The sequence below is a fragment of the Rathayibacter sp. AC451 genome (assembly GCF_979253095.1).
On the sequence record NZ_CEEDBD010000001.1, the window covers coordinates 3,275,058 to 3,299,043 of the forward strand.

Here is a 23,986-nt window from a genome sequence, read left to right on the forward strand (position 1 = left end):
GGACGCACGCGACGACCGGCCCTCCCTCTCCAGCTGCTCCACCCTCCGAACGAAAGCGATAGAGACCATGACCCTTCCCCTGGCTTCCGTCCAGCTGTACACGCTGGCCGAGCAGTTCTCCGAGGACCCGCACGGGTCGCTCGACAAGCTCGCGGCCATCGGCCTCCGGAACGTCGAGGCGTTCGACTTCGTGGGCCGCCCCGCCGAGATCCGCGCCGCCCTCGACGCGAGCGGTCTCGCCTCTCCGACCGGGCACGCCCCGCTGCTCTCGGACGAGCTGTGGACCCCGGACGGATCGATCCCGACGCCCGCGCCCGAGGTCGTCTTCGAGGCGGCCGCGCAGATCGGCATCCGGACCGTCATCGATCCCTTCGTCCCGGTCGAGCGCTGGCTGACCGAGGACGGCGTCGCCGACATCGCCGACCGCCTGAACACGGCCGCCGAGATCGCCGCCACCTTCGGCCTGAAGGTCGGCTACCACAACCACGCGCAGGAGTTCATCGCCTCCTTCGACGGGCAGACCGCGTACGAGCGCTTCATCTCCATCACCGACGAGCGCGTCGAGATCGAGCTCGACCTGTTCTGGGCGCTGACCGGCGGCCAGGACGTCGCCGCGCTGGTCTCGACGCTGGGCTCGCGCCTGGTCGCCGTGCACGTCAAGGACGGCGTCGCTCCGGCCGAGAACCCGTTCGCTCCGGGCGCCGCCGCGTTCGGCTCGGACACCCTCGACCAGCGCCGCCCCGGCGAGGGCGACGTGCCGCTCGTCGAGGCGCTGAAGGCGGGCGAAGGGTCGATCGAGTACGCCGTCATCGAGTACGACAACGCCCCCGGCGACGTGTTCGCGGACATCCAGGCGAGCTACGACTTCCTCGTGAAGGGCGGGTACGCGGCATGAGCGGCCCCATCGGCATCGGCGTCATCGGCGTCGGAGTCATCAGCGACACGTACCTCGAGAACCTGGCCTCGTTCCCGGACGTCGAGGTGCTCGTCGTCGGCGACCTGATCCTCGACCGGGCGAAGAGCCAGGCCGAGAAGCACGGCATCCCCGCGTGGGGCTCGGCCGAGGACGTCCTCGCGCACCCCGATGTGCAGGTCGTCGTCAATCTGACGATCCCCGCCGCCCACATCGAGGTCTCGGCCGCCGCGATCGCCGCCGGCAAGCACGTCTGGAGCGAGAAGCCGCTCGGCCTCGACCGGGCCGCCGCCGCGCAGCTGCTGCAGGACGCCGCGGAGAAGGGCCTCCGGATCGGCTCCGCGCCGGACACCGTCCTGGGCCCGGGCTTCCAGACCGCGAAGCGCGCGATCGCCCAGGGCGTCATCGGCGAGCCGATGTTCGCCTCCACCACGTTCCAGACCGTCGGACCGGACCTCTGGCACCCGAGCCCGGCGTTCCTCTTCGCCCAGGGCGCCGGCCCGCTGCTCGACATGGGTCCGTACTACTTCACCGGCCTCGTCAGCCTCTTCGGACCGGTCGAGCGGGTGGCGGCCCTCGGGCGCAAGAAGCTCGAGGAGCGCATCATCCGCTCCGGTCCCGACGCCGGCACGACGTTCCCCGTCGAGGTGCCCACGTCGCTGCAGGTGCTGACTTCGTTCGCCGCGGGCCAGCAGGCGTCGAGCCTGCTGAGCTTCGACTCGGCGCTCGAGCGCCACGGCGTCTTCGAGATCCACGGCACGGAGGGGTCCCTCGTGATCCCCGACCCGAACCAGTTCGAGGGCCGGACGGCGTTCGTGAAGGCCCCGACCTCGATCGCCGACGGCGCCTGGGGCGAGCAGGAGTGGACCGAGGTCGAGCAGGAGGGCACGGTCGTCGGCCGCGGTCTCGGGCTGCTCGACATGGTCCGCGCCATCGCCGAGGACCGTCCGCACGTGGCCACGGGCGAGCTCGGCTTCCACGTGCTGGACGTCATGCTCTCGGCGCAGGAGTCGGCCGAGAGCGGTGAATTCGTCGCGGTCGGCAGCACGCTGTCGGCGCCGGTGCCCGCGGTACCGGTCGACTTCGACCCGTTCGCGCAGACCCTCTGACGCACGTGAGCCGCTCCCGCGCGACGCGCTGACCGGCTCTCCACCATCGATCGGCCCGCGACCACCTCCTCCAGGTGTCGCGGGCCGTTCGCGTGCTCTCCCCACCCCCATTGACCCGCCGCGCGCACCGCTGTTACCGTGAACAACGCCGGGACTCCGCACCGGGAGACGCGTCGACGACGACGTCGATCCCGCCAGCCGGAGGCCCCTGACGATCCGCCTCAGCGAGCCGCGGCCCTCCGATCGGGCCGTCGTGATCGCGCCTTCTCGACGATGGAGTCACCCATGAGCGCTGCCCCGTTCCGCCCGAGCACCTGTCCGCGGGAGGTGGCCGCGTGCTGACGTCCGTCCGCCGGCGTCTGACCGCCGGGCTCCTGATCCTGCTCGCGAGCGTCGTGGCACTGCCGCTGCTCGCCGCCTCGCCGGCCGCCGCGATCGGCGAGCCGACCTTCACCAATCCGATCGAGCCGGACACCGCCGACCCGACGATCGAGTTCCACGACGGCAACTACTACATGGTCGCCACGACGTGGGACAACCGCGTCGTGATGCGCAAGTCGCCCACGCTCGCGGGCCTGGGCACGACCACTCCGGTCACCGTCTACACCGACACCGACCCCGGCCGGAACGCCAACATGTGGGCTCCGGAGCTGCAGCGCCTGAACGGGCCGAACGGGCCCCGCTGGTACCTCATGTACACGATGGGCACCGCCGGGAACTTCGATCGCCAGCACCTGCAGGTCATCGAGAGCGCCGGCGACGACCCCATGGGCCCCTACACCTACAAGGGCCGCCCGATCCCGACCGACGACTGGAACATCGACGGTGCGTACCTCGAGCTGAACGGCGAGCTCTACATCACCTGGTCGGCCTTCACGCCCGAGCCGAACCGGCTGCAGAGCAACTTCATCGCGAAGATGTCCGACCCGTGGACCGCGACCGGCCCGCTGAACGTGCTCTCGCAGCCCGTCGAGCCGTGGGAGACGATCGGGATCCCCGTGAATGAGGGTCCGATCCCGCTGCAGAAGGACGGCCGCACCTGGATCGTCTACTCGGCCAGCTTCTGCGGCACCGAGGACTACCAGCTCGGCACCCTCGAGTACGACGGCACCGGCGACCCCGTGCTCGCCTCCTCCTGGACCAAGAGCGACGGGCCGGTCTTCTCGAAGGCCAACGGCGAGTTCGGCACCGGGCACAACGACTTCTTCGACTCGCCCGACGGCACCGAGACCTGGAACCTGTACCACGCGAACCCCGGCCCGAACGACGGCTGCAGCCGCCAGCGCTCGGCCCGCGCGCACATCGTCGACTGGACCGCCGAGGGCGAGCCCGACTTCGGGACTCCGCTCGGCACCAGCGCGCAGATCCCCGTCCCGAGCGGCGAGAACGCGCCGATCACGGCCCGCGTCGAGGGTGCCCCGTGGCAGCTCGTCAGCCGCAGCACCGGCCAGTGCGCGACCGTCTCGCCGACCGCGAGCGGCGACGGAGCCGCCGTCGTGCAGGGCTCCTGCTCGACCCCGCGGGCGAACTGGAAGCTCGACAGCACGGGCGACGGCTTCGTGCGCATCGTGAACGCCAGCAGCGGCAAGGCCCTCGGGGCGGTCGGCTGCTCGACCACCTCGGGCGCCGCGATGCAGCAGTCCTCGTGGCTCGCGACCGGCTGCCAGCAGTGGAGCGTGAACCCGGGGACTGGCGGGTACTCGACGCTGACCTCGCGCACGAGCGGCCGACTGCTCGAGGCGTCGGGCACCTCGGTGCGGCAGGCGACCGCGTCGGGTGCGGCCGCGCAGGAGTGGTCGCTGCGACCCTCCGGAGCGGTCGCCGTGAGCTCGCTCGCCACCGGCAAGACGTTCGACCTGCCGAACTGCTCGACCGCCGACGGTGCGGCCCTGCAGCAGCGGGAGTGGACCGGCGCCGCCTGCCAGCGCGTCACGTTCACGCCGACCGGCGCGGGCGACGTCGAGATGCACCCGGTCACCGCCGCGGGCAAGTGCCTCGCGGTCACCGGAGGCTCCACCGCGAACGGCGCGACCGTCACGCAGGGCGCGTGCGGCGTCACCGGGAGCGCCTGGCGCCTGCGTCCGGCGAACGACGGCACCGTCGAGCTGCGCGCCGTGCACAGCGGCAAGGCGCTCGACCTGTTCAACTGCTCGGCGCAGGACGGGACGTTGATCGGCCAGTGGGACGTGCTGAACAACGATTGCCAGCGCTACCGCCTCTCGGTCGGCGCTCCGGAGTCGACGACGGCGCTCACGGTCACGGCGACCACCACGGCGCGGTGCATCTCGAGCAAGGCGGTGCTGACCACCACGGTCCGCAACTCCGACGACCTGCCCGCGGACGTCACTGTCGCCTCGGCGTCCGGGACGAAGACCCTGTCGGCGCTGGGCGGCGGGAAGACCGCGACGGCGAGCTTCACGACGCGCCAGGCGGCTCTGCCGGCCGGCTCGACCACGGTCACGGCGGCCGGGATCGACGACTCCGGGCGCACGGCGACGGTGCAGTCCGGGTACCCGGCGCTGACCTGCGGCTAGGCCGCGCCGCTCTCCCTCTGCTGATCGAGTAGGCCGCGCAGCGGCCGTATCGAGATCCCCGTCCTCTGGACTACGTGGGTCTCGATACGCCGCCTGCGGCGGCTACTCGACCAGCGGGGGAGGGAACCGCCTCCTCTCCCTCTGCTGATCGAGTAGGCCGCGCAGCGGCCGTATCGAGATCACCGTCCTCTGGACTACGTGGGTCTCGATACGCCGCTCCGCGGCTACTCGACCAGCGGCTCTCCCTGCTGATCGAGCAGGCCGCGCAGCGGCCGTCTCGAGATCCCCCTCGTGCGAAGGAGCACACCATGCCCACCACCACCAGGCGCGCACCGCTGCGCGCCGCCCTCGCGACGCTCGGCCTGGGGGCGGTGCTGCTCTCGGGCCTCGTCGTCCCCCCGGCCGCCGCCGCGGAGCCCTCGCAGATCCCGCAGTCGGGACTGCTCGCGGAGTACCGCTTCACCCAGGCGACGGGCGCGAGCGTGCCCAACACGGCGGCCTCGGCCGTGGGGCCCGCGCGCGTCGTGAACGGGACCGACTCCCTGTGGACCGGCACGTCGCTCCGTCTGCCCGGCGGCGCCAAGACGAGCGCCGCGCCCTGGGTCGAGCTGCCCGACGACCTGCTGACCGGCCGCTCCTCGGCGACCGTCACGGTCGAGACCCGCGCCGACGCGTCGATGCTCTCGACCTTCCACTTCCTCTGGAACATCGGCAGCGACAGCACGAGCCAGTACTGGTTCGCGTCGGTCCGCGACCGCGTCCGCACGGCGATCACGACGAACGGAGGCGGGGCCGAGAACAACGCGCGCGGCGCCTCGGGCATCGCCGCCGACCGCTGGTACAGCCTCACCTCGGTGATCGACGGCGGCGCCGGCACGATCTCCTTCTTCGTCGACGGCGAGCGGGTGGCCTCGGCCCCGACCGCGCTGCGTCCGTCCTCGGTGACGGACCAGTCGCTCAACACGATCGGCCGCGCGCCTTACCCCGACCCCTTCTACAAGGGCGAGGTGTCGACGTTCCGCGTCTACGACCGGGCGCTCACCGGAGCCGAGGTCGCCTCGGTCTCGACCGCCGACGCGCAGCTGCACGCGAGCACCTTCGCACCGCTCGCCGCCGCGGTGCTCGACGGAGTCGCTCCGCTGACCGTCGACGACTCGACCACGAACCTGCCCGACTACGGGGGAGCGGTGACCTGGAGCTCCAGCGACCCCGCCCTGCGGATCGCCGCCGACGGCCGCACCCTGAGCGCCGACCGACCGGCGGCCGGCCAGCAGGCGCGCACCACGACGCTGACCGCGACGGCGAGCATCCGCGGAGTCGCCGCCACCCGTCAGGTCGCCGTCACCGTCGCCCCCCAGGTCGGCGTCGACACCCCCTACGGCTACCTGATGGTCCACTTCCTCGAGGACGCGCAGGGCTACGCCGAGAAGATCTACCTCGACGTCTCGCGCGGCGACGACCCCGAGAAGTGGGACCCGCTGAACGGCGGCAAGCCGATCCTCGCCTCCGACCTCGGCACGACCGGCGTCCGCGACCCGTACCTCACCTACAACCCCGAGACGAAGAAGTACTACATCATCGCCACTGACCTCCGGGTCTTCGGCGGCGACAGCGGCACCGGCTCCTGCACCTCCTGGTGCTACTGGACCACCCAGGGCAGCGTGACGATGAACGTCTGGGAGTCCACGGACCTCGTGTCGTGGAGCGACCTGCGCCGGTTCGACGTGTCGCTCGACGACGCTGGGCAGCGGGCCCTCGAGGCCGGCATGATGTGGGCGCCCGAGGCGACCTGGGTCGACGACTTCGACGGGCAGGGCAACGGCTCGTTCGTCCTCTACTGGTCCTCGACGGTGTACCCGACGGCCGCGCACACTCCGGGTACGGGGAAGTCGCGGATCCTCTGGGGCTCGACGACCGACTTCACCCAGGAGACCTACTCCTACGGCGGCACCTTCGTCGACACCGGAGCCGACGTCATCGACACCACGCTGATCCAGGACGGCGGCACGACGTACCGCATCTCGAAGGACAACGGCACGGGCCGCGGCATCTACATGGAGTCGACGACCGCCTCCCAGTGGTGGCTCCCGAGCGCGTCCTGGACCCCGATCCAGGACCGGATCGGAGCGGTCTGGACCGGCGGCAACGCGGGCGGAGTCGAAGGGCCCGCGGTGTTCAAGGACCACGACGAGGACCGCTGGTACCTCTACGTCGACGTGATCCCCTCGACCGGCTACCGGCCGATGGTCACCACGGACCTCGATGCGGGCTGGACCCAGCTCACGGATCCCGGCTTCTCGATGGCCCCGTCGACCAAGCACGGCGGCATCGTGTCGCTGACCGCGGGGCAGTACGACGAGGTGCGGAAAGCGGATGCGGCGTCGGCCGTGCGCGCCGATCTGGGCGACGTGAGCGTCGCCTCCGAGGCTGCCGCCGACGCGGTCGCCGCCGCGCTGCCCGCCCGGACCGACGTGGTCCTCGCCTACGGCCGCGGCACGGCGTCGCAGCCGATCACCTGGGACACGTCCTCGGTGCGCACGTCGACCCCGGGTCGCTACCCCGTGACCGGAGTCGTCCGCACGATCGGTGCGAACGAGAACCAGTGGGTGGGCGCCGGCGGATCGACGGCGTGGAACGCGACCGGCAAGGTGCTGTCGAGCTCGACCGCGGTGCGCGTCACGGCGACGGTCGTCGTGCAGGCGCCGGCCGTGTCGGCGACGCTCACCGCCTCGACGCGCTGCATCGGCGGCAAGGTCGTGGTGAGCGGAGTGGTGAAGAACACGGGACCCGCGCCCGCGAGCGTCGTGCTGCGCTCGGCCTGGGGCACGTCGCCGGTGCTGACCGCGGCTCCCGGAGCGAGCGCGACCCACGCGTTCACCACCCGTGCGGCGTCGGTCGCGGCGGGCTCGCTGAGCGCGACCGTGACCGTCGGAGGCTCCTCCACCGTCCTCGACGCGCCCTACGCGGCCCGCCGCTGCTGAGCGCTGCCTGCTGATCGAGCAGTCCGCTCGCTCTCTGCTGATCGAGTAGGCCGCGGAGCGGCCGTATCGAGATCCGCGTCCGCTGTACTTCTGGTGGATGCGGGTCTCGATACGCCGTTGCACGGCTACTCGACCAGCAGGAGCTGCTGATCGAGCAGTCCGCTCGCTCTCTGCTGATCGAGCAGTCCGCTCGCTCTCTGCTGATCGAGCAGTCCGCTCGCTCTCTGCTGATCGAGCAGTCCGCTCGCTCCCTGCTGATCGAGTCGGCCGCTCGCTCCCTGCTGATCGAGTAGGCCGCGGAGCGGCCGTATCGAGATCGACGTCCGCTGTACTTCCGGTGTCCGCGGGTCCCGATACGCCGCTGCGCGCCTGCTCGACCTGCGGGAGTCAACGGCGGATCCGGACACGCTGCCGCCCGCCGGGGTCACTCCGCGGTGCGGTCGGTCTCGGACGGCGCGGGCTCCTCCGTGACTCGCGAGTCGGTGAGCGAGAGCGAGCCGATCGTCGCGATCAGGCCGACGAGGACGGCGACGGCCACGTAGGCGATCCGCTCGCCGGCGAAGAAGGTCTGGACGAGGTCGGAGCTCCAGGCGCCCGACGGGAGCGTCTTCGTGACCAGCGCGGCGATGAGGGTGCCGACGACGGCCGTGCCGATGCTGGTGCCGACCTCCTGGGAGGTGTCGTTGAGGGCGGCGCCGATCGAGGTGCGGTTCTCGTCCATCGCCTCGATGAGGGCGACCGCGCAGATGGTCATAATCGTCCGCAGGCCGATCGTCAGGAGGATCATCATCGCGGCGATCGCGAGGTAGCCGTGGTCCACCGCCCAGGCCGTGCCGAGGAGCGAGCCGACGAGCAGGACAGTGCCGACGAGGCAGGCGAGGCGGTGGCCGAGGTGCGAGGCGAGCCGCTCGGCGATCGGCGTCGCGGCGATCATGGTGACGATGATCGGCAGGTTCGCGATGCCGGCCTGCATCGGGCTCCAGCCGTACGCGTACTGGAAGTGCAGGATCAGGCCGAACAAAACGCTCGCGAAGGCGATCGAGGCCGCGAGCTGGGTGAGCGCCGCGCCTCGGACCGGTCCGGTCCGGAAGAGCGCGAGGTCGATCATCGGCGAGGCCGCGCGCCGCTCCCGGACGATGAAGCCGACGATCGCGGCGACTGTGCCGAGGGCGCAGGCGAGGGTGGCGAGCGAGAGCCAGCCGTCCTGGACGCCACTGGTGAGGGTGTAGCAGCCGAGCCCGATGGCCGCGACGGTCAGGGCGGCGCCGGGGAGGTCGAGCCGCTCGGAGGTGAGATCCGCGCGCCGGTCGGCCTGCACGCCGACGCGGACGCCGATCCAGGCGAGGAGGGCGATCGGCGCGTTGACGATCAGGAGCCACTGCCAGCTGAGGTGGCTGAGGACCGAGCCGCCCAGGATCGGGCCCAGCACGAATCCGGACATGCCGACGATCATCACGATCGTGATCGCGCGCATGCGCAGCGTCGCGTCCTCGAAGAGGCGGAAGATCAGCGACATCGTGACCGGGGCCATGGCTGCTGCGGCGCCGCCGAGCAGCGCCCGCAGGGCGATGAGCTGGCCGATGTCGGCGACGAGGACGACGGCGAGGCTGATCAGGCCGAAGGCCGCGAGGCCGCTCAGCAGCACCCGGCGGCGGCCGAACCGGTCGGCGGCCGAGCCGGCGATCAGCAGCAGGCCGCCGAAGGTGAGGGAGTAGGCGCCCGTCACCCATTGCAGCCCGGCCGTGCCGCTGTCGAGCGACCGGCCGATCGTGGGCAGGGCGATGGAGAGCAGCGTGTTGTCGACCATCTCGACGAAGAAGGCCAGGCAGAGCGCGGCCAGGGGGAGCGCTGCGGCGCGCAACGAGGTGTAGACGGGGGGCTTGGTGGGCGTGACGGCGAGGGTGCTCATGGGGACCTTCCAATCGAACGCCGTACGAGTATCGGACGACGTTCGATAACATAGAACGACGTTCGATAACATGCAACACATGCCTGCAGATCGATCCGAGAAGACCGCGCGCACCGGTGCGGCTCCCGCCCGTGCGCGGGGTCGCCAGCGGGCGTCCCACTCGCTCGACACGGTGCTCGCCGAGGCGATCGCGATCCTCGACGAATCGGGGGAGCCGGCGCTGACCTTCCGGGCGCTGGCGGCGCGGCTCGGCGGAGGAGTCGCGAGCATCTACTGGTACGTGGCGAGCCGCGACGAGCTGCTCGACCTGGCGACCGAGGAGGTGATGGGCCGGGTCCTCGAGGACGGCGAGCCGCTCACCCACGGCCCCGACCCCGTGGCGAACCTGCGCGCCCTGGCCCTCGCGCTCTTCGACGAGTTCGTCCGCAGGCCGTGGTTCGGCCAGTTCATGCTCCGCAACAACGGGCTGCAGCCCAATTCGATGGCGATGCATGAGCGGATCGGCCAGCAGCTGATGCGGCTGGACCTGACGCCCCGGCAGCGCTTCCACGCGGCGTCGTCGATCGTGAGCTACGTCGTGGGTGTCGCGATCGACCTCGCGCAGCCGCCGCCGAAGGAGTTCCTCGAGAGCGGACTGGGCCGACTGGAGTTCCTGGCGCAGTTCGCCGACCGCTGGCGTGCGCTCGATCCCGAGGAGTTCCCGTTCGCGCATCAGGTCGCGGACGAGATGGCCACGCACGACGACCTCGACGTCTTCCGCTCCGGGCTCGACCTGCTGCTCGACGGACTCCGGCTGCAGGCCGGACTCGGGCCGTCGTGCTGATCGAGTAGGCCGCTCGCGGCCGTATCGAGATCCCCCGCACCCCGCCGCCTCGCTCGGCGGGCGCCCATCGGGGGGTGGAATGCTGAGCGGATGCCCGCCCCCGGAACGACGTCCCCCTCCGCCCTCGACCGGGTGCGCGTGCGCGGCGCCCGCGAGAACAACCTGCAGAGCGTCGACGTCGACCTCCCGCGCGACGCCCTCGTCGCCTTCACCGGCGTCTCGGGATCGGGGAAGAGCTCGCTCGCGTTCGGCACCCTCTACGCCGAGGCCCAGCGCCGCTACTTCGAGTCGGTCGCCCCCTACGCCAGGCGGCTGATCGACCAGGTCGGCGTTCCCGACGTCGACTCGATCGACGGACTCCCGCCCGCCGTCGCCCTCCCGCAGCGCCGCACCGGCGGATCGGCCCGCTCCACGCTCGGCAGCGCCACCACGCTCTCGAGCGTCGTGCGCATGGTCTTCTCGCGCGTCGGCACGTATCCGGAGGGGGCGCCGATGCTCCTCGCGGAGGACTTCTCGGCCAACACCGTCCAGGGAGCCTGCCCGACCTGCCACGGCATCGGCCGGGTCTACGACGTGCCCGACGAGCTGATGGTGCCCGACGACTCCCTCACCATCCGCGACGGCGCCCTCACCGCCTGGCCCACCGCCTGGCACGGCAAGCAGCTGCGCGACAGCCTCATCTCGCTCGGCTACGACATCGACGTGCCGTGGCGCACGCTCGCTCCGGAGGACCGCGACTGGATCCTGCACACCGACGAGTCGCCGCAGGTCCCCGTCTTCACCGATCGCGGGCCGGCCGAGGTGCGCGCCGCCGTCGCCGCCGGAGTCGAACCGCGGTACATGAGCACGTTCCTGGGGGTGCGGCGCTACGTCCTCGACACCTTCGCCGGCTCCAAGAGCGCCCGGATGCGCGAGCGCGCGGCCGAGTTCCTCGTCAGCGTCGCGTGCGGCACCTGCCACGGCCGCAAGCTGAAGCCCGAGGCGCTCGCCGTCACCTTCGAGGACCGCGACATCACCGAGCTCGCCGCCCTGCCGCTCGAGGACCTGCAGGTCCTCCTCCAGCGCGTGCTCGAGCCCGGCTGGACGCCCACCGGCGCGCGCGTCCTCGCCCCCGAGACCCGGCTCGCGGCGCAGCGTCTCGTCGCCGACCTCCTCGCCCGCATGTCGCCGATCATCGACCTCGGCCTCGGCTACCTCTCGCTCGACCGGTCGACGCCGACCCTGTCCTCGGGCGAGCTGCAGCGGATGCGCCTGGCCACCCAGGTGCTCTCGCGCCTGTTCGGCGTCGTGTTCGTCCTCGACGAGCCCTCGGCCGGCCTGCACCCCGCCGACACGGAGGCGCTGCTCGGCATCCTCCGCACGCTCCGCGCCACCGGCAACACGGTCTTCTTCGTCGAGCACTCGCTCGACGTGATCCGCGAGGCCGACTGGATCGTCGACATCGGCCCCGCCGCGGGGACCGGTGGCGGCTGCGTCGTCTACTCCGGTCCGCTCGACGGGCTCCGCGACGCGTCCGACTCCCTCACGCGCCGCTACCTGTTCCCGGGGGCCGTCCCTCCGCTGCGCGAGCGCCGGGCGTCCGAGCTGTCGATCGACCTGGTCGGAGTCACCCGCAACAACCTGCGCGACCTCGCGGTCTCGTTCCCGGTCGGCGCCCTCACGGCCGTGACCGGCGTCTCCGGCTCGGGCAAGTCGACCCTGGTGAACCAGGCACTGCCGGATCTGCTGCGCGCGAGCCTGCGTTCCGACCTCGCCGGGGACCCGCCGGCCGAGTCGGAGGAGCGCTCGGGAGAGGATCCGCTGCTCGACCGGGCCGCCGAGGTGACGCAGGGGGCGGCGTCCGGGCCCGCGGAGCGCCTCCGTCGCGTCGTGCAGGTCGGGCAGGCCCCGATCGGCCGCACCTCCCGCTCCAACGTCGCGACCTACACCGGGCTGTTCGACCGGGTGCGCGCGCTGTTCGCGGCCACTCCGGAGGCGAAGCGCCGCCGCTTCGGCGCGAGCCGCTTCTCGTTCAACCTGCCCAGCGGCCGCTGCCCGGTCTGCAAGGGCGAGGGCGTGATGGAGGTGGAGCTGCTGTTCCTGCCCACCGTGCAGGCGCCGTGCACCACCTGCGGCGGCACGCGCTACAACCCCGAGACGCTCGAGGTGACGCTCGACGGGCGGAGCATCGCCGATGTGCTCGCCCTGAGCGTCACGGCGGCCCGGGAGGCGTTCGCGGGGGAGACCGAGGTCGCCCGGCACCTCGACGCGCTCATCGATGTCGGACTCGGCTACGTCTCGCTGGGCCAGCCGGCCCCGGAGCTCTCGGGCGGCGAGGCGCAGCGGGTGAAGCTCGCCTCGGAGCTGCGCCGCGCCCAGCGGGGCGACACGCTCTACCTGCTCGACGAGCCGACGTCGGGACTGCACCCAGCCGACGCGGACCGGCTGATGGAGCACCTGCAGCGCCTCGTCGATGCGGGCAACACCGTGATCGTCGTGGAGCACGACATGCGCATCGTCGCCGACGCCGACCACGTGATCGACCTCGGCCCCGGAGCGGGGCGGGCCGGCGGGACGATCGTCGCGACGGGCGCGCCCGAGGAGATCGCCCGAGCCGACGGCAGCCGCACGGCGCCGTACCTCCGGGCGGCGCTGGAGAAGCGCGTGGCCTGACGCGGCGGGTCCGGCGGGTCTCGATACGCCCCTGCGGGGCTACTCGACCAGCAGGGGGTGGCCTCTGCTGATCGAGTAGCCCGCGCAGCGGGCGTATCGAGATCCGCCCGCCCCGCCGCGCATTGTTCGAGCCCCCTCAGCCCGTCCGCCGAAACCTCACCGAAAAGTAATTGTTAACGGTAACATTCGGCTCATCCCCGTCCGCGACGCCTCCCCCGGGGCCCGGACGACGATCTCAACGACGAGAGGCACCACGAATGACGACCAGACGACGGACACCGATCGCAGTCGCGGCGGTGATGGCGCTCACCGCAGGACTCCTGTCGGTCGGAGCGCCCGCGAACGCCGCTCCGAGCACCTCGCTCGACGCGAAGAAGGTGCTCGAGCTGCCCTTCGACGGCAGCCTGACCGACACGAGCGGCCGCAGCACCCCCACGGGCATGCAGAAGGGCACCGCGGGCTACGCCCCCGGCCTCTCCGGGCAGGCCTTCGCCTTCGACGGCTCCAACGCCGTGAGCCTGGGCACCTCGGCCGCCCTCCAGCCCGCCGACCTCACGGTCTCGTTCTGGTACAACCCGAGCGTCGCGATGACCGGCGAGCAGGTCTTCACCTGGAACAAGACGGCCTACAACTCCGACGGCTGGTACCTCACCTCCGAGGGCGACGGCACTCCGCTCGCGCTCTCGATCGGCCCCTCGAGCGGGCAGCCCTACAAGGTCGCCGTCGAGTCCCCGCGCGCCTCCTTCTTCCCGACCAACACCTGGACCCACGTCGTCGCCACCTACGACAAGGCCACCAAGCAGGTCGCCTTCTACCGCAACGGCGTCAAGCAGCCCAGCGCGGTCAAGACCGCGCCCTCCACCTCCGCGACCGGCGTCCTCGGCTCCGAGGGCACGTCGACCAAGACCATCGGCTTCAACGGCCCGCAGTACAACGGCGCGCACCTGCGCGGCCTGCTCGACGAGTACGTCCTCTACAACGGAGTCGCCACGACGACCGACGTCGTGACGCTCACCAAGGCGGGGAACCCCTCCTTCGACGCCGCCGCGGTCGCGAAGAGCGACCTCGACGCGGTCGCGCTGCCCTCCAGCACCGTCCTCGACTTCCCGGTTCCGACCACCGGGGCCAAGGGCTCCACGTTCTCGTGGACCTCCTCGGACCCCGCGCGGATCGCGATCGACGGCGGCAACGCGGTCGTCACTCCTCCCACCGGCTCCACCCCCTCCTCCGTGACCCTCACCGGCTCGGCGAGCTACGGTGGCAGCGTGCCGGTGACGAAGACCTTCACGGTCCAGGTCCTCCCCGAGGGCCTCGAGAGCTCGATCTACCTGCTCGAGGCCGGTCTCTCCGACGTCGACGTCGAGGACCCCTACCTCGAGAACGGCGAGAAGCAGACCGTCGAGTACCTGCTCAGCCTCGACCCCGAGCGCTTCCTCTACTCCTTCTACCGCGAGGCCGGCCTCGCCCCCACGACGACGTCCGGATACGGCGGATGGGAGCGCGACAGCAACGTCCGCTTCCAGGGCCACTTCTTCGGCCACTACGTCTCGGCGCTCTCGCAGGCCTACTCGACCGCCGAGGACCCGACCACGAAGGCGTCCCTGCTCGCCAAGCTGACCGCCTCGGTGGACGGCCTCAAGAAGGTCCAGGACGCCTACGCCCTCAAGGACCCGACCAACGCGGGCTACGTCTCGCCGTTCCCCGTGTCGTACCTCCCGTCGGGCGCCGACGGACTGCTCGTGCCGTTCTACAACCTGCACAAGGTGCTCGCGGGCCTCCTCGACGCCCAGAAGTACGCGCCCCGCGACGTGTCGGCCAAGGCCCTCACGGTCGCCGACGGCTTCGGCACCTGGATCCGCAACTGGGGCGGCCGCCAGGCCGACCCGACGCTGCTCCTGCGCACCGAGTACGGCGGGATGAACGAGGCGCTCTACAAGCTCTTCGAGCTCACCGGAAAGTCCGAGCACAAGCGCGCGGCCGAGTACTTCGACGAGAAGGCCCTGTTCGAGCGCCTCGCGAACAACGAGGACGTGCTCAACGGACTCCACGCGAACACGACGATCCCCAAGCTGATCGGCGCGCTCAAGCGCTACACGGTGTTCACCGACGACCCGGCGCTGTACGCCACGCTGACCGACGCCGAGAAGGCCGACCTCGGCATGTACCGCCGAGCCGCGGAGAACTTCTTCCGCATGGTCGACGAGACGCACACCTACGCCAACGGCGGCAACAGCGAGTCCGAGCACTTCCACGCCCCGGGCACGCTGTACCAGTACGCGACGAGCGGCCGCACCTCCGGATACGGCGAGAACTCGACGTCCGAGGGCTGCAACATCTACAACATGCTCAAGCTCTCCCGGGCGCTGTTCCAGGTGACGAAGGACGTCAAGTACGCCGACTTCTACGAGGACGCGTACATCAACGGCATCCTCGCCTCGCAGAACCCCGAGACCGGCATGGTCACCTACTTCCAGCCCCAGACCGCCGGCTACGCCAAGGTCTTCGGCAAGGAGCAGGACGAGTTCTGGTGCGACCACGGATCGGGCATCGAGAGCTTCACCAAGCTCGGCGACTCGATCTACTTCGAGGGCGAGCGCACGGTCTACGTGAACCTCTTCCGCTCCTCCGTCCTCAGCTCGCAGGCGTCGAACCTGAAGCTCACGCAGACGGCCGACATCCCCGACACCGACACCGCGACGTACTCGATCGCGGGCCTCGACGGCGGCGCCGTCGCCGAGGGCACGACCGTGCGCCTGCGCATCCCGTCGTGGGTCGACGGAGCACCCACCCTCACCGTGAACGGAGCACCGCGCAGCATCGCCTCGATCACCGAGGGCGGCTACGTCGTCGTCCCCGTCGCCGCCGGCGACACCCTCACCTGGAAGCTCCCGGCGAAGGTGACCGTCTCGGCCGAGACCGAGAACGCGAACTTCGCGGCCTTCAAGTACGGGCCCGTGCTGCTCGCGACCGAGCTGAACCGGAACAACGTCGAGGCCTCCTACCCCGCGGGCGTGCTCGTGCAGATGGGCGTCGCCGACAAGTCGGTCAACGCCAGCGTGACCGTCGCCGACGCGAACGCCTGGAAGGCCGGCATCCGGGACAACCTGGTGCGCCTGCCCGACGCCGTGAACAACAACGGCATGGAGACCATGCGGTTCGGCATGAAGAACGTCGACGCCGCCTCCGCGGCCCGCGTCTTCGAGCCGTACTACAGCCTCTACGACGCCCGGTACGCGACGTACCTCACGCTGATCGCCCCCGACTCCCCGGAGGCGCAGGCGCTGATCCTCAAGGAGAAGCAGCAGCTGCGCACCGACGAGACGACGATCGACTCGCTCACCTCGTTCGACAACAACAACAGCGAGGCCGACAAGAACTACAAGTACAACCGCTCGAGCGTCGGGACCTGGCGGGGAGAGGGTTACCGTGACGGCGAGCGCTCGCCCGAGGCGTGGTTCCAGTACGACATGATCGTCGACCCGACGCTGCCGAAGAACTACCTCGGTGTCCGCTACTACGGCGGCGACGCGGGGCGCACCTTCGACGTCCTCCTCAACGGCGTGAAGCTCAAGACCGAGGTGGTCTCGGGCGCGGCCGGATCGACGAACTGGTACATCCAGTACGACGAGATCCCCAAGGCGGTCCTCGACGGGATCGCCGCGCGGGACGGCTACAAGCGCGACCTCGCCGGCAACTACGTGCTCGACGCGAAGGGCCAGAAGGTGCCGGTCGTGACCGTGCGCTTCCAGGGCATCAACACGACGAGCAACGTCGGCGGCGTCTTCGGCGTCTACACGACCGAGTCGACCTCGTTCGGCACGAACGCCGAGCTCGCGAAGATGACGTCGGACGTCGGGACCCTCGCTCCGGCGCTGGCGACCGGTGTGCGCGACTACACGCTGACGGTGCCGGCCTCGACGACGAGCGTCTCGCTCGACCTCGACCCGGCCGTCGCGAGCGGACTGGTCCGCGTGGACGGCGTGCTGATCGACGACACCGAGCTGCGCACGGTGCGCCTGGCCGCGACGGGGACCACGAACGTCGTGATCACCTCCGCCGCCCAGGACCACACCACCACGGCGACGTACCGGCTGGCCATCGTGAGGGAGAGCGCCCCGGCGCTGAAGACCACGGTGAGCACGTCGTCGCGCTGCATCTCGGGCAAGGTCGTGCTGACCGTGACGGCGCGCAACGACTCGACGGTCGCGACGGGTCTGACCATCGCCTCGTCCTTCGGGTCGAAGGCGTTCACGGGAGTCGCTCCGGGGAAGACGGTGACGCACTCGTTCACGACCCGCGCCGCGTCGATCCCCGCCGGCACCGCGACGGTCACCGCGACCGGCACGGTCAACGGGTCGCCCGTGACCACGTCGACACCGGCGCCGTACACCGCGCGCACCTGCTGAGCGCACAGCACTGAACAACGGCGGCCGTCGGGGGAGCACCTCCGGCGGCCGCCGTCCGTCCCGCCCGTCGTCCCGAGGAGGAGCCGATGACCGTTCTGACCGCGCCGCCGCCGGGGGCGGGGACCAGGGCCCGGCCGCCCCGGATGCTCGTCGGCGCGGGCCTCCTGACCGCGTTCCTCGTGCTGCGCGTCGTCGCCCCGCCCGAGGCGGCGCTCGCCGACACGGCGCGCGACTTCGCGACGCTGTCGATCAGCATCGTGATCGAGTCGCTGCCGTTCGTCTTCCTCGGCATCCTGCTGTCGATCGCGGTGCAGCTCTGGGTCCCCGAGCGCGTCCTGCTGCGGGTCCTGCCCCGGCGGGCTCTGCCGCGGAGGATCGTGATCTCGCTCCTGGGCGTGCTGCTGCCGGTGTGCGAGTGCGGCAACGTGCCGCTCGCGCGCGGCCTGGTCGCGAAGGGGCTGAGCGTGTCGGAGTCGGTGACCTTCCTGCTCGCCGCGCCGATCCTGAACCCGATCACCGTCGTGACGACGTACCAGGCCTTCGGCTGGGCCGACGGGATCCTCGTCTCGCGGGTGGTCGGCGGCTTCGTGATCGCCAACCTCGTCGGGTGGCTGCTCAGCCTGCACCCGCGGCCGACCGAGCTGCTCACCCCCGTCTTCCGCGCGGTCTGCGCCGCGGGCGACGCGGCGCGCGGCTCGGGAGCGACCCGGGTGCGCCGGGGGCTCTCGACGCTGGCGGACGAGACGAGCGCGATGCTCCCCGCGCTGTTCGTCGGAGCCGCGATCGCGGGGCTGATCCAGGTCGGCGTCTCGCGCGACCTGCTCACGACGCTGGGCGCGGATCCGCTCTGGTCGGTGCTGGCCCTGATGGTGCTCGCGTTCGTCATCTCGGTCTGCTCGAACGTCGACGCGTTCTTCGTGCTCTCCTTCGGCGGCACGTTCCTGCCCGGCGCGATCGTGGCGTTCCTCGTCTTCGGGCCCATGATCGACATCAAGATGCTGGCGCTGCTGCGCACGACGTTCACAGCGGGGGCGCTGGTGCTGCTCACCGCACTCGTGGCGCTCTGCGCCGCGGCACTCGGCTTGGCGGTGAACCTTGCCGCGTGAGGGCGGGCGCGTGGACGCGTTCGCCGGCCTCGTGCAGCGCTGGCAGGGCGTGGTCCTCAGTCTGATCGCGCTCGCGGCGACCCTGTGGCTGGCGGCGACCGGCCGGCTCGGGCTCTACATCCATCCGCGGTACTTCGTCTTCACGACCGTGCTCGCGGTGATCGCGGCGGTGCTGGTGGTGGTGGCCACGGCGGTCGTGCGGCCGGGCGGGCAGGGGCACGACGGGCACGACGGGCACGACGGGCACGACGGGCACGACGGAGCGGGCGAGGCGCCCGGCCGCTCCCGCCGGGGCCGCTCCGCCCTCGTCGCGGTCGGCGGCTCGGCGGTCGTTCTCGGCGCCCTCGTGGCCCTGCTCGTGCTGCCGCCGGCGACGCTGACCACCGCCACGGCGAGCTCCCGGCAGATGAACACCGGCGCGATCGAGGCGTCCGAGCCGACCGGCGAGTACGCCGACTACTCGGTGAAGGACTGGGCGGCGCTGCTGGCGCAGGGCGAGCCGGAGCAGTTCTTCGCGGGCCGCTCGGCCACGGTGAGCGGCTTCGTGACTCCCGACGAGGACGACCCCGAGAACGTGTTCTACGTCGCGAGGTTCGTGGTCACCTGCTGCGCCGTCGACGCGCAGCCGGTGGGCGTGCCCGTGCACCGGCCGGGCTGGCAGCAGGAGTACGAGGTCGACTCCTGGCTCGAGGTCTCCGGCGGGTTCGCGACCAACCCGAGCGCGACCAGCGCCGAGTCGATCGTGCTGGATCCCGATGTCCTCACTCCGATCGCGGAACCGGCGATGCCCTATGTCTACTGAGCCCCGTCCGACCGACGGCGCCCCTCCGATGGACCGGCCGATGCGCCGCTACCGGCTCGTGCTGCGCTCGGCGGTGGGGGTGCTGCTGCTCCTCGTGGCCTCGCTGACGGTGGCGACCACGCGCCAGGGACCGCAGGTGACGAGCGTCCAGGTGAGCCCCGTCGGCGTGGTCGAGCGCGACGGGGCGCGGCTGCGCCTGCGGCTCGACCGGCCGGTGGACGGCTCGGTGGCCGAGCGCGTCTCGATCGAGCCGGCGGCCGGGTCCGAGGTGACGGTGGTGGGCTCCGAGATCACCATCGCCTTCACCGAGCTGCTGCGCTACGGCACCGAGTACACGGTGTCGATCGCCGACGTCCGCTCCCGCACCGGAACGACGTCGGATCTCGTGACGCGGTTCACGACGGCCGAGCCCGAGATCCTCGCGCTCGAGACCTCGGCCGACGGGCCGGATCGCATCACGGGCCGGCCGCTCGACGGCGGCGAGGAGCGGGTGCTCGTCGAGTCGAGCTCCGTGTCGGCCTACGCCGTGAGCGGCACGGTGCTGGCCGCGGTGGTGGAGGAGGGCGGCACGGTGCTCCTCGAGACGGTCGACGTGGTCACCGGCGCCCGGCGCACCGTCCCGATCCCCTCGGTGCCGATCGAGATCCGCGGCTCCTCCTCCGCACCCCGCATCGGCTACACCGTCGAGACGGCCGACGGACCGGTGCTGCGGACGCTCGACGTCTCGGACCCCCAGGCGGAGCCCGCCGTCGTCGCCGGGGAGGACGGCGCCCCGCTCACCATCGCGCAGTGGGCCTTCGAGCCCGGATCGACGTCGCTCGCGGCGCTCACGGAGGACGGCGTGCTCCTGCGCGTGGACGCCGGCGCGGAGGCGCCGACCGTCCTCGGCGAGCACGCGGAGTTGCGCGGGTTCGTGCCCGGCACGTCCGATCTGGTGGTGTCGGACCCCGGCGGGGGAGCGGTGGTGGATCTGCGCACCGGCCGCACGGCTCCGCTCGATCTGCCTGCCCGGGCGGACGGTGCGGCGTCGAGCGAGGAGCGGCTGCTCGACGGCTCCTCCTACCTGCGGACCGTCACGGACCGCTCCGGAGGCGCCTTCGACGTGTCGAGCGCCGTGGTCCTCTTCGACGGCTACGCCGAGCGCGAGCTCTTCCGCCCGGCCGAGGGCGCGACCCTCGTCGCGACCTGCCTGTCGCCGAACGGCCAGTACCTGACGGCGCTCACCGCCCCCGCCGGATCGACCGTGGTCGACCGCTCGGTGCTGATCGACGTCGAGACGGGTGCGTCCGATCAGGTGCTGGCGGGCGCGTCGCTCGACTGGTGCTGATCCCCGGCGGATGCGGGTGAAGCGTTACCGAACCGTTACAGGATCGGGGTCCGGGTGACCAAACCAGGGGTACCCGGCGAACGGGCAGGTCAGGGGCGAAAACTGCACCTATGAACGAGACAGCGGGACCCGTGCGCCAGAGGCGATTCCTCCTTCTCGCCGCCCTCGCAGGAGTCGTCACCGCCGGTGTCCTCCTCGCGGTCGCCGAGCTGGTCGCCCTCGCCGTCGCCCGGACGGCCAGCCCCGTCCTCGCGCTCGGCTCCTTCGTCGTCGACATCGTGCCGCGGCCCCTCAAGGAGTTCGCGATCACGACGTTCGGCGAGAACGACAAGATCTTCCTGCTCGCCGGGATCGGAGTGGCGGTCCTCGTCGCCTCGGCGCTCGCCGGAGTGCTGCAGCTGATCCGCCCGCCGCTCGGCCAGCTGATCCTCGTGCTCGCCGGCGTCCTCTCGATCGCCGCCATCGTCACCCGCGCCGGAGCGACTCCGCTCTCGGCCGTGCCGACCGTCGTCGGCCTCGTCGTCGCGATCGTCGTGCTGCACCTGCTCACCTCGCGTCTGCGCCGCTGGCGCTCGGCCCGCGCCGCGGAGGCGCAGGGCCGGGTCCCGGCGCACTCCGCCGGCCTCGAGCGCCGCGGCTTCCTCCGCGTCTCGCTGATCGCCGCCGTCGGCGCCGTGGTCGTGGGCGCCGGAGCCCGCGTCGTCAGCGCCGCCACCTCCACCATCGCCGGCGTCCGGGAGGCCCTGCGCCTGCCCAGTCCGCGCACCACTCTCACCGTGCCCGCCGGCGCCGAGCTCGACATCGACGGCCTCTCGCCGCTCTACACGCCCAACGCCGACTTCTACCGCGTCGACACCGCACTGACCGTGCCCAGCATCGATCCGTCGACCTGGACCCTGACCATCACCGGCATGGTCGACGAGGAGGTCGTGATGAGCTTCCAGGACCTCCTCGACATGGGCCTGGACGAGTACGGTGTGACTCTGACCTGCGTCTCGAACGAGGTCGGCGGCAACCTGGTCGGCAACGCGAAGTGGCTCGGAGTCCCGATCCGCGACGTGCTCGCCCGTGCGGGCGTGCAGTCCGGCGCCGACATGGTGCTGTCCCGGAGCGTCGACGGCTACACCGCGAGCACACCGCTCGGTGCCCTCACCGACGACGGTCTCGACGCGATCCTCGCTGTCGCGATGAACGGCGAGCCTCTGCCCCTGGAGCACGGCTTCCCGGTGCGGATGGTCGTGCCCGGCCTCTACGGCTACGTCTCGGCGACCAAGTGGCTGACCGAGCTGAAGGTGACCACCTTCGCCGCGGACGAGGCCTACTGGACGCCGCGCGGCTACTCCGCCGAGGCGCCGATCAAGATGTCGGCCCGCATCGACACCCCCCGGATCGACGCGGCCATCCCCGCCGGCCCGACCAAGATCGCCGGCATGGCGTGGGCCCAGACCGTCGGCATCGACAAGGTCGAGGTCAGCATCGACAACGGCGACTGGCAGCCCGCCACCCTCTCGACCCCGGTCAACACCGACACCTGGGTGCAGTGGTACGTCGACTGGCAGGCCGAGTCCGGCTCGCACTACGTCGCCGTCCGAGCGACGGACGCCAACGGCGAGCTCCAGATCGAGGAGCGCGCCCCCATCGCCCCCGACGGCTCCTCCGGCTGGCAGCGCACCCTCATCCGCGTCAGCTGACCCCGCTTGCACCGCTTCCGCGGTCGGAACCTCGGCCAGGAGTGGCCGTCGGGCGGCATGCTGGCCGGGCCGCGCTCCCGGCCGAGGTTCTGCGCGGTCCACCCGGCAGGAGGCCGGTGACGGACCCGCGCAAGCAAGGCTCATCGGCCCGATCCGGCGATTCTCGCGAGGATCGACCCTCTCAGCCTTCGTTGTGCGGGTCGAGGCGTTCGCAACCGAGGTCGGGAGCGGCTGCGCGGGCCGGAAGACCGTCAGCGGCCACTCCCGACCTCGGTTGCGGACAGGACTACTCGGCGCCCGCCGGCCGGAAGGACGCCGCGTGGTGCTCGGGAGCCAGGTGCGGACCCGTGCCGAGCATGCGCTCGCGGAAGGTCGCGCCGACCGGCTCCGGGTCGAGGCGGCCGCGGCGGCGCAGCTCCGGCTGCACCAGGGTCACGAAGTCCGAGAGCGATGCGATGCCGAACACCGCCTCGAGCATGATCCCGTCGAGGTCGGTCTCGTCCATCATCCGCTCGAGCTCGTCGGCCACCTCGGTGGGCGAGCCCGTCACCGCGAAGCCGCGGGTGCCCTTGCCCTTGAGCTCGTCGAGGATCTCGCGCACCGTCGGCGCCGTGCCGTCCGGGCGGCGGAGGAACCGCTCGATGTTGCTCGTGCCCATCTGCCCCGCCTGGTCGTCGAGCACGAGCTGCTCGGCGAGCGTGCGGTCGGGGTCGTACTGCAGCAGGTCCACTCCGGTGTTGCCCGCGTAGTAGTGGGCGGCCAGCTCGTCGGTCTGCAGCGCGTCGAACTCGGCCCGGAGCCGCGCCGCGTCCTCCGAGGTCTCGCCGACCACGACCGTCACCCCCACCATCACCTTGAGCGACGCCGGGTCGCGCCCGTTCTCGGCGGCCCGTCGACGGATGTCCGCGATGTCCGACGCCACCTTCGCGTACGTCGATCCCTGCACGAACACGCACTCCGCGTTCTTCGCCGCGAACGCCCGGCCCACGGGAGAGGTGCCCGCCTGGAACAGCAGGGGAGAGCGCTGCGGCGACGGCGGCAGCGTGTGGTACCCCTCGGAGCGGTAGAACTCGCCCTCGAACGACACCGGACGGATCCGGGTCGGATCCGCGAAGACCCCGTTCTCGTGGTCGAGCACGATGACGTCGTCGTCGAGCCCGCCCTCCCAGAACGAGTACGTCACGTCGACGTACTCCTGCGCCGCCCGGTAGCGCTCGTCGTGCGGCACCATCGGCTGGCCGAGCATCGCGGCCATCGTGTTCTGGGAGGCGCCGGTGACGATGTTCCAGCCGATGCGGCCGCGCGTCACGTGGTCCAGCGTCGAGAACTTGCGCACCGCGTGCAGTGGGTGATCGGCTCCGGTGGTCGAGGTGACCACGAAGTTCAGCCGCTCCGTCACGACCGCGAGGGCGGGGATGATGTACGCCCCGTCGAGCGCGAAGGTCATGCCCGCCTCGATGAGCGTCGTCGAGAGCTCGCCGCGGCGGGAGGAGTAGCCGAAGGAGCCGCCCGCGAAGAAGAGGAAGTCGAAGCCGGCGTCGTCCAGCAGCCGCGCCATGCGCATCCAGTACTCGATGTCGCGGAAGTCGCCGTCGCGGCTGCGCTCGTGCGACCAGCTGATGGTGCCGCCGACGTGCGGGGTCCCCGCCTCGAACACTCCCAGAACGATCCTCTTCGGCATGCGCATCCCTTCGTCGAGTACGGCGATCGCCGCCCGTCCCTGAGGGACGAGC

The 23,986-nt window shown here is 71.5% G+C and carries 13 protein-coding genes; 11 read left to right on the forward strand and 2 right to left on the reverse strand.

Features of this window, described 5'->3' with window-relative positions; translation table 11 throughout:
* The first annotated feature begins 67 nt into the window (after window positions 1–67).
* The 4 genes from AC0CID_RS15650 (at window position 68) to AC0CID_RS15665 (ending at window position 7,537) form a co-directional block, all read left to right on the forward strand.
* The gene (locus AC0CID_RS15650; protein ID WP_465227533.1) at window positions 68–895 is read left to right on the forward strand and encodes a sugar phosphate isomerase/epimerase family protein; all 828 of its coding nucleotides are present in this window, start codon (window positions 68–70) and stop codon (window positions 893–895) included.
* Window positions 892–2,022 carry a Gfo/Idh/MocA family protein gene (locus tag AC0CID_RS15655; RefSeq protein ID WP_465227534.1) on the forward strand — a complete coding sequence of 377 codons (1,131 nt, stop codon included), beginning with the start codon at window positions 892–894 and terminating at the stop codon, window positions 2,020–2,022. The genes AC0CID_RS15650 and AC0CID_RS15655 overlap by 4 nt, the downstream gene beginning before the upstream one ends.
* A gap of 335 nt (window positions 2,023–2,357) precedes the next feature.
* On the forward strand, window positions 2,358–4,556 hold the full coding sequence (locus tag AC0CID_RS15660; RefSeq protein ID WP_465227535.1) for a family 43 glycosylhydrolase: 2,199 nt from the start codon (window positions 2,358–2,360) through the stop codon (window positions 4,554–4,556).
* Between the two features lie 308 nt (window positions 4,557–4,864).
* Window positions 4,865–7,537 carry a LamG-like jellyroll fold domain-containing protein gene (locus tag AC0CID_RS15665; protein ID WP_465227536.1) on the forward strand — a complete coding sequence of 891 codons (2,673 nt, stop codon included), beginning with the start codon at window positions 4,865–4,867 and terminating at the stop codon, window positions 7,535–7,537.
* Window positions 7,538–7,961: 424 nt separating this feature from the next.
* Here AC0CID_RS15665 and AC0CID_RS15670 read toward each other — a convergent pair whose 3' ends face one another.
* Complete coding sequence (locus AC0CID_RS15670) at window positions 7,962–9,446, reverse strand: MFS transporter (RefSeq protein ID WP_465227537.1); 1,485 nt, start codon at window positions 9,444–9,446, stop codon at window positions 7,962–7,964.
* Window positions 9,447–9,525: 79 nt separating this feature from the next.
* On the opposite strand from AC0CID_RS15670, the gene AC0CID_RS15675 reads away from it, so the two are divergent.
* From AC0CID_RS15675 to AC0CID_RS15705, 7 genes are all read left to right on the forward strand, one after another.
* Complete coding sequence (locus AC0CID_RS15675; RefSeq protein ID WP_465227538.1) at window positions 9,526–10,269, forward strand: TetR/AcrR family transcriptional regulator; 744 nt, start codon at window positions 9,526–9,528, stop codon at window positions 10,267–10,269.
* A gap of 90 nt (window positions 10,270–10,359) precedes the next feature.
* On the forward strand, window positions 10,360–12,921 hold the full coding sequence (locus AC0CID_RS15680; RefSeq protein ID WP_465227539.1) for an excinuclease ABC subunit UvrA: 2,562 nt from the start codon (window positions 10,360–10,362) through the stop codon (window positions 12,919–12,921).
* 257 nt (window positions 12,922–13,178) lie between these two features.
* On the forward strand, window positions 13,179–17,327 hold the full coding sequence (locus AC0CID_RS15685) for a beta-L-arabinofuranosidase domain-containing protein (protein WP_465227540.1): 4,149 nt from the start codon (window positions 13,179–13,181) through the stop codon (window positions 17,325–17,327).
* Between the two features lie 86 nt (window positions 17,328–17,413).
* Window positions 17,414–18,433, forward strand: coding sequence for a permease (locus AC0CID_RS15690; RefSeq protein WP_465227541.1), 1,020 nt, complete (start codon window positions 17,414–17,416; stop codon window positions 18,431–18,433).
* Window positions 18,434–18,443: 10 nt separating this feature from the next.
* Window positions 18,444–19,235: a TIGR03943 family putative permease subunit gene (locus tag AC0CID_RS15695; RefSeq protein WP_465227542.1), complete on the forward strand. Its 792-nt coding sequence runs from the start codon at window positions 18,444–18,446 to the stop codon at window positions 19,233–19,235.
* A complete protein-coding gene (locus AC0CID_RS15700; protein WP_465227543.1) occupies window positions 19,225–20,562 on the forward strand; it encodes a hypothetical protein in 1,338 nt (445 codons plus the stop codon). The genes AC0CID_RS15695 and AC0CID_RS15700 overlap by 11 nt, the downstream gene beginning before the upstream one ends.
* A gap of 110 nt (window positions 20,563–20,672) precedes the next feature.
* The gene (locus tag AC0CID_RS15705; RefSeq protein ID WP_465227544.1) at window positions 20,673–22,253 is read left to right on the forward strand and encodes a molybdopterin-dependent oxidoreductase; all 1,581 of its coding nucleotides are present in this window, start codon (window positions 20,673–20,675) and stop codon (window positions 22,251–22,253) included.
* A gap of 286 nt (window positions 22,254–22,539) precedes the next feature.
* Here AC0CID_RS15705 and AC0CID_RS15710 read toward each other — a convergent pair whose 3' ends face one another.
* On the reverse strand, window positions 22,540–23,934 hold the full coding sequence (locus AC0CID_RS15710) for an NtaA/DmoA family FMN-dependent monooxygenase (protein ID WP_465227545.1): 1,395 nt from the start codon (window positions 23,932–23,934) through the stop codon (window positions 22,540–22,542).
* Between the last annotated feature and the right edge of the window lie 52 nt (window positions 23,935–23,986).

Bases quoted from the DNA above. Each gene is read 5' to 3' on its own strand.
- AC0CID_RS15650 (WP_465227533.1), top strand. From the start codon at position 68: ATGACCCTTCCCCTGGCTTCCGTCCAGCTGTACACGCTGGCCGAGCAG.
- AC0CID_RS15655 (WP_465227534.1), top strand. From the start codon at position 892: ATGAGCGGCCCCATCGGCATCGGCGTCATCGGCGTCGGAGTCATCAGC.
- AC0CID_RS15665 (WP_465227536.1), top strand. From the start codon at position 4,865: ATGCCCACCACCACCAGGCGCGCACCGCTGCGCGCCGCCCTCGCGACG.
- AC0CID_RS15670 (WP_465227537.1), bottom strand. From the start codon at position 9,446: ATGAGCACCCTCGCCGTCACGCCCACCAAGCCCCCCGTCTACACCTCG.
- AC0CID_RS15675 (WP_465227538.1), top strand. From the start codon at position 9,526: ATGCCTGCAGATCGATCCGAGAAGACCGCGCGCACCGGTGCGGCTCCC.
- AC0CID_RS15680 (WP_465227539.1), top strand. From the start codon at position 10,360: ATGCCCGCCCCCGGAACGACGTCCCCCTCCGCCCTCGACCGGGTGCGC.
- AC0CID_RS15685 (WP_465227540.1), top strand. From the start codon at position 13,179: ATGACGACCAGACGACGGACACCGATCGCAGTCGCGGCGGTGATGGCG.
- AC0CID_RS15690 (WP_465227541.1), top strand. From the start codon at position 17,414: ATGACCGTTCTGACCGCGCCGCCGCCGGGGGCGGGGACCAGGGCCCGG.
- AC0CID_RS15700 (WP_465227543.1), top strand. From the start codon at position 19,225: ATGTCTACTGAGCCCCGTCCGACCGACGGCGCCCCTCCGATGGACCGG.
- AC0CID_RS15705 (WP_465227544.1), top strand. From the start codon at position 20,673: ATGAACGAGACAGCGGGACCCGTGCGCCAGAGGCGATTCCTCCTTCTC.
- AC0CID_RS15710 (WP_465227545.1), bottom strand. From the start codon at position 23,934: ATGCCGAAGAGGATCGTTCTGGGAGTGTTCGAGGCGGGGACCCCGCAC.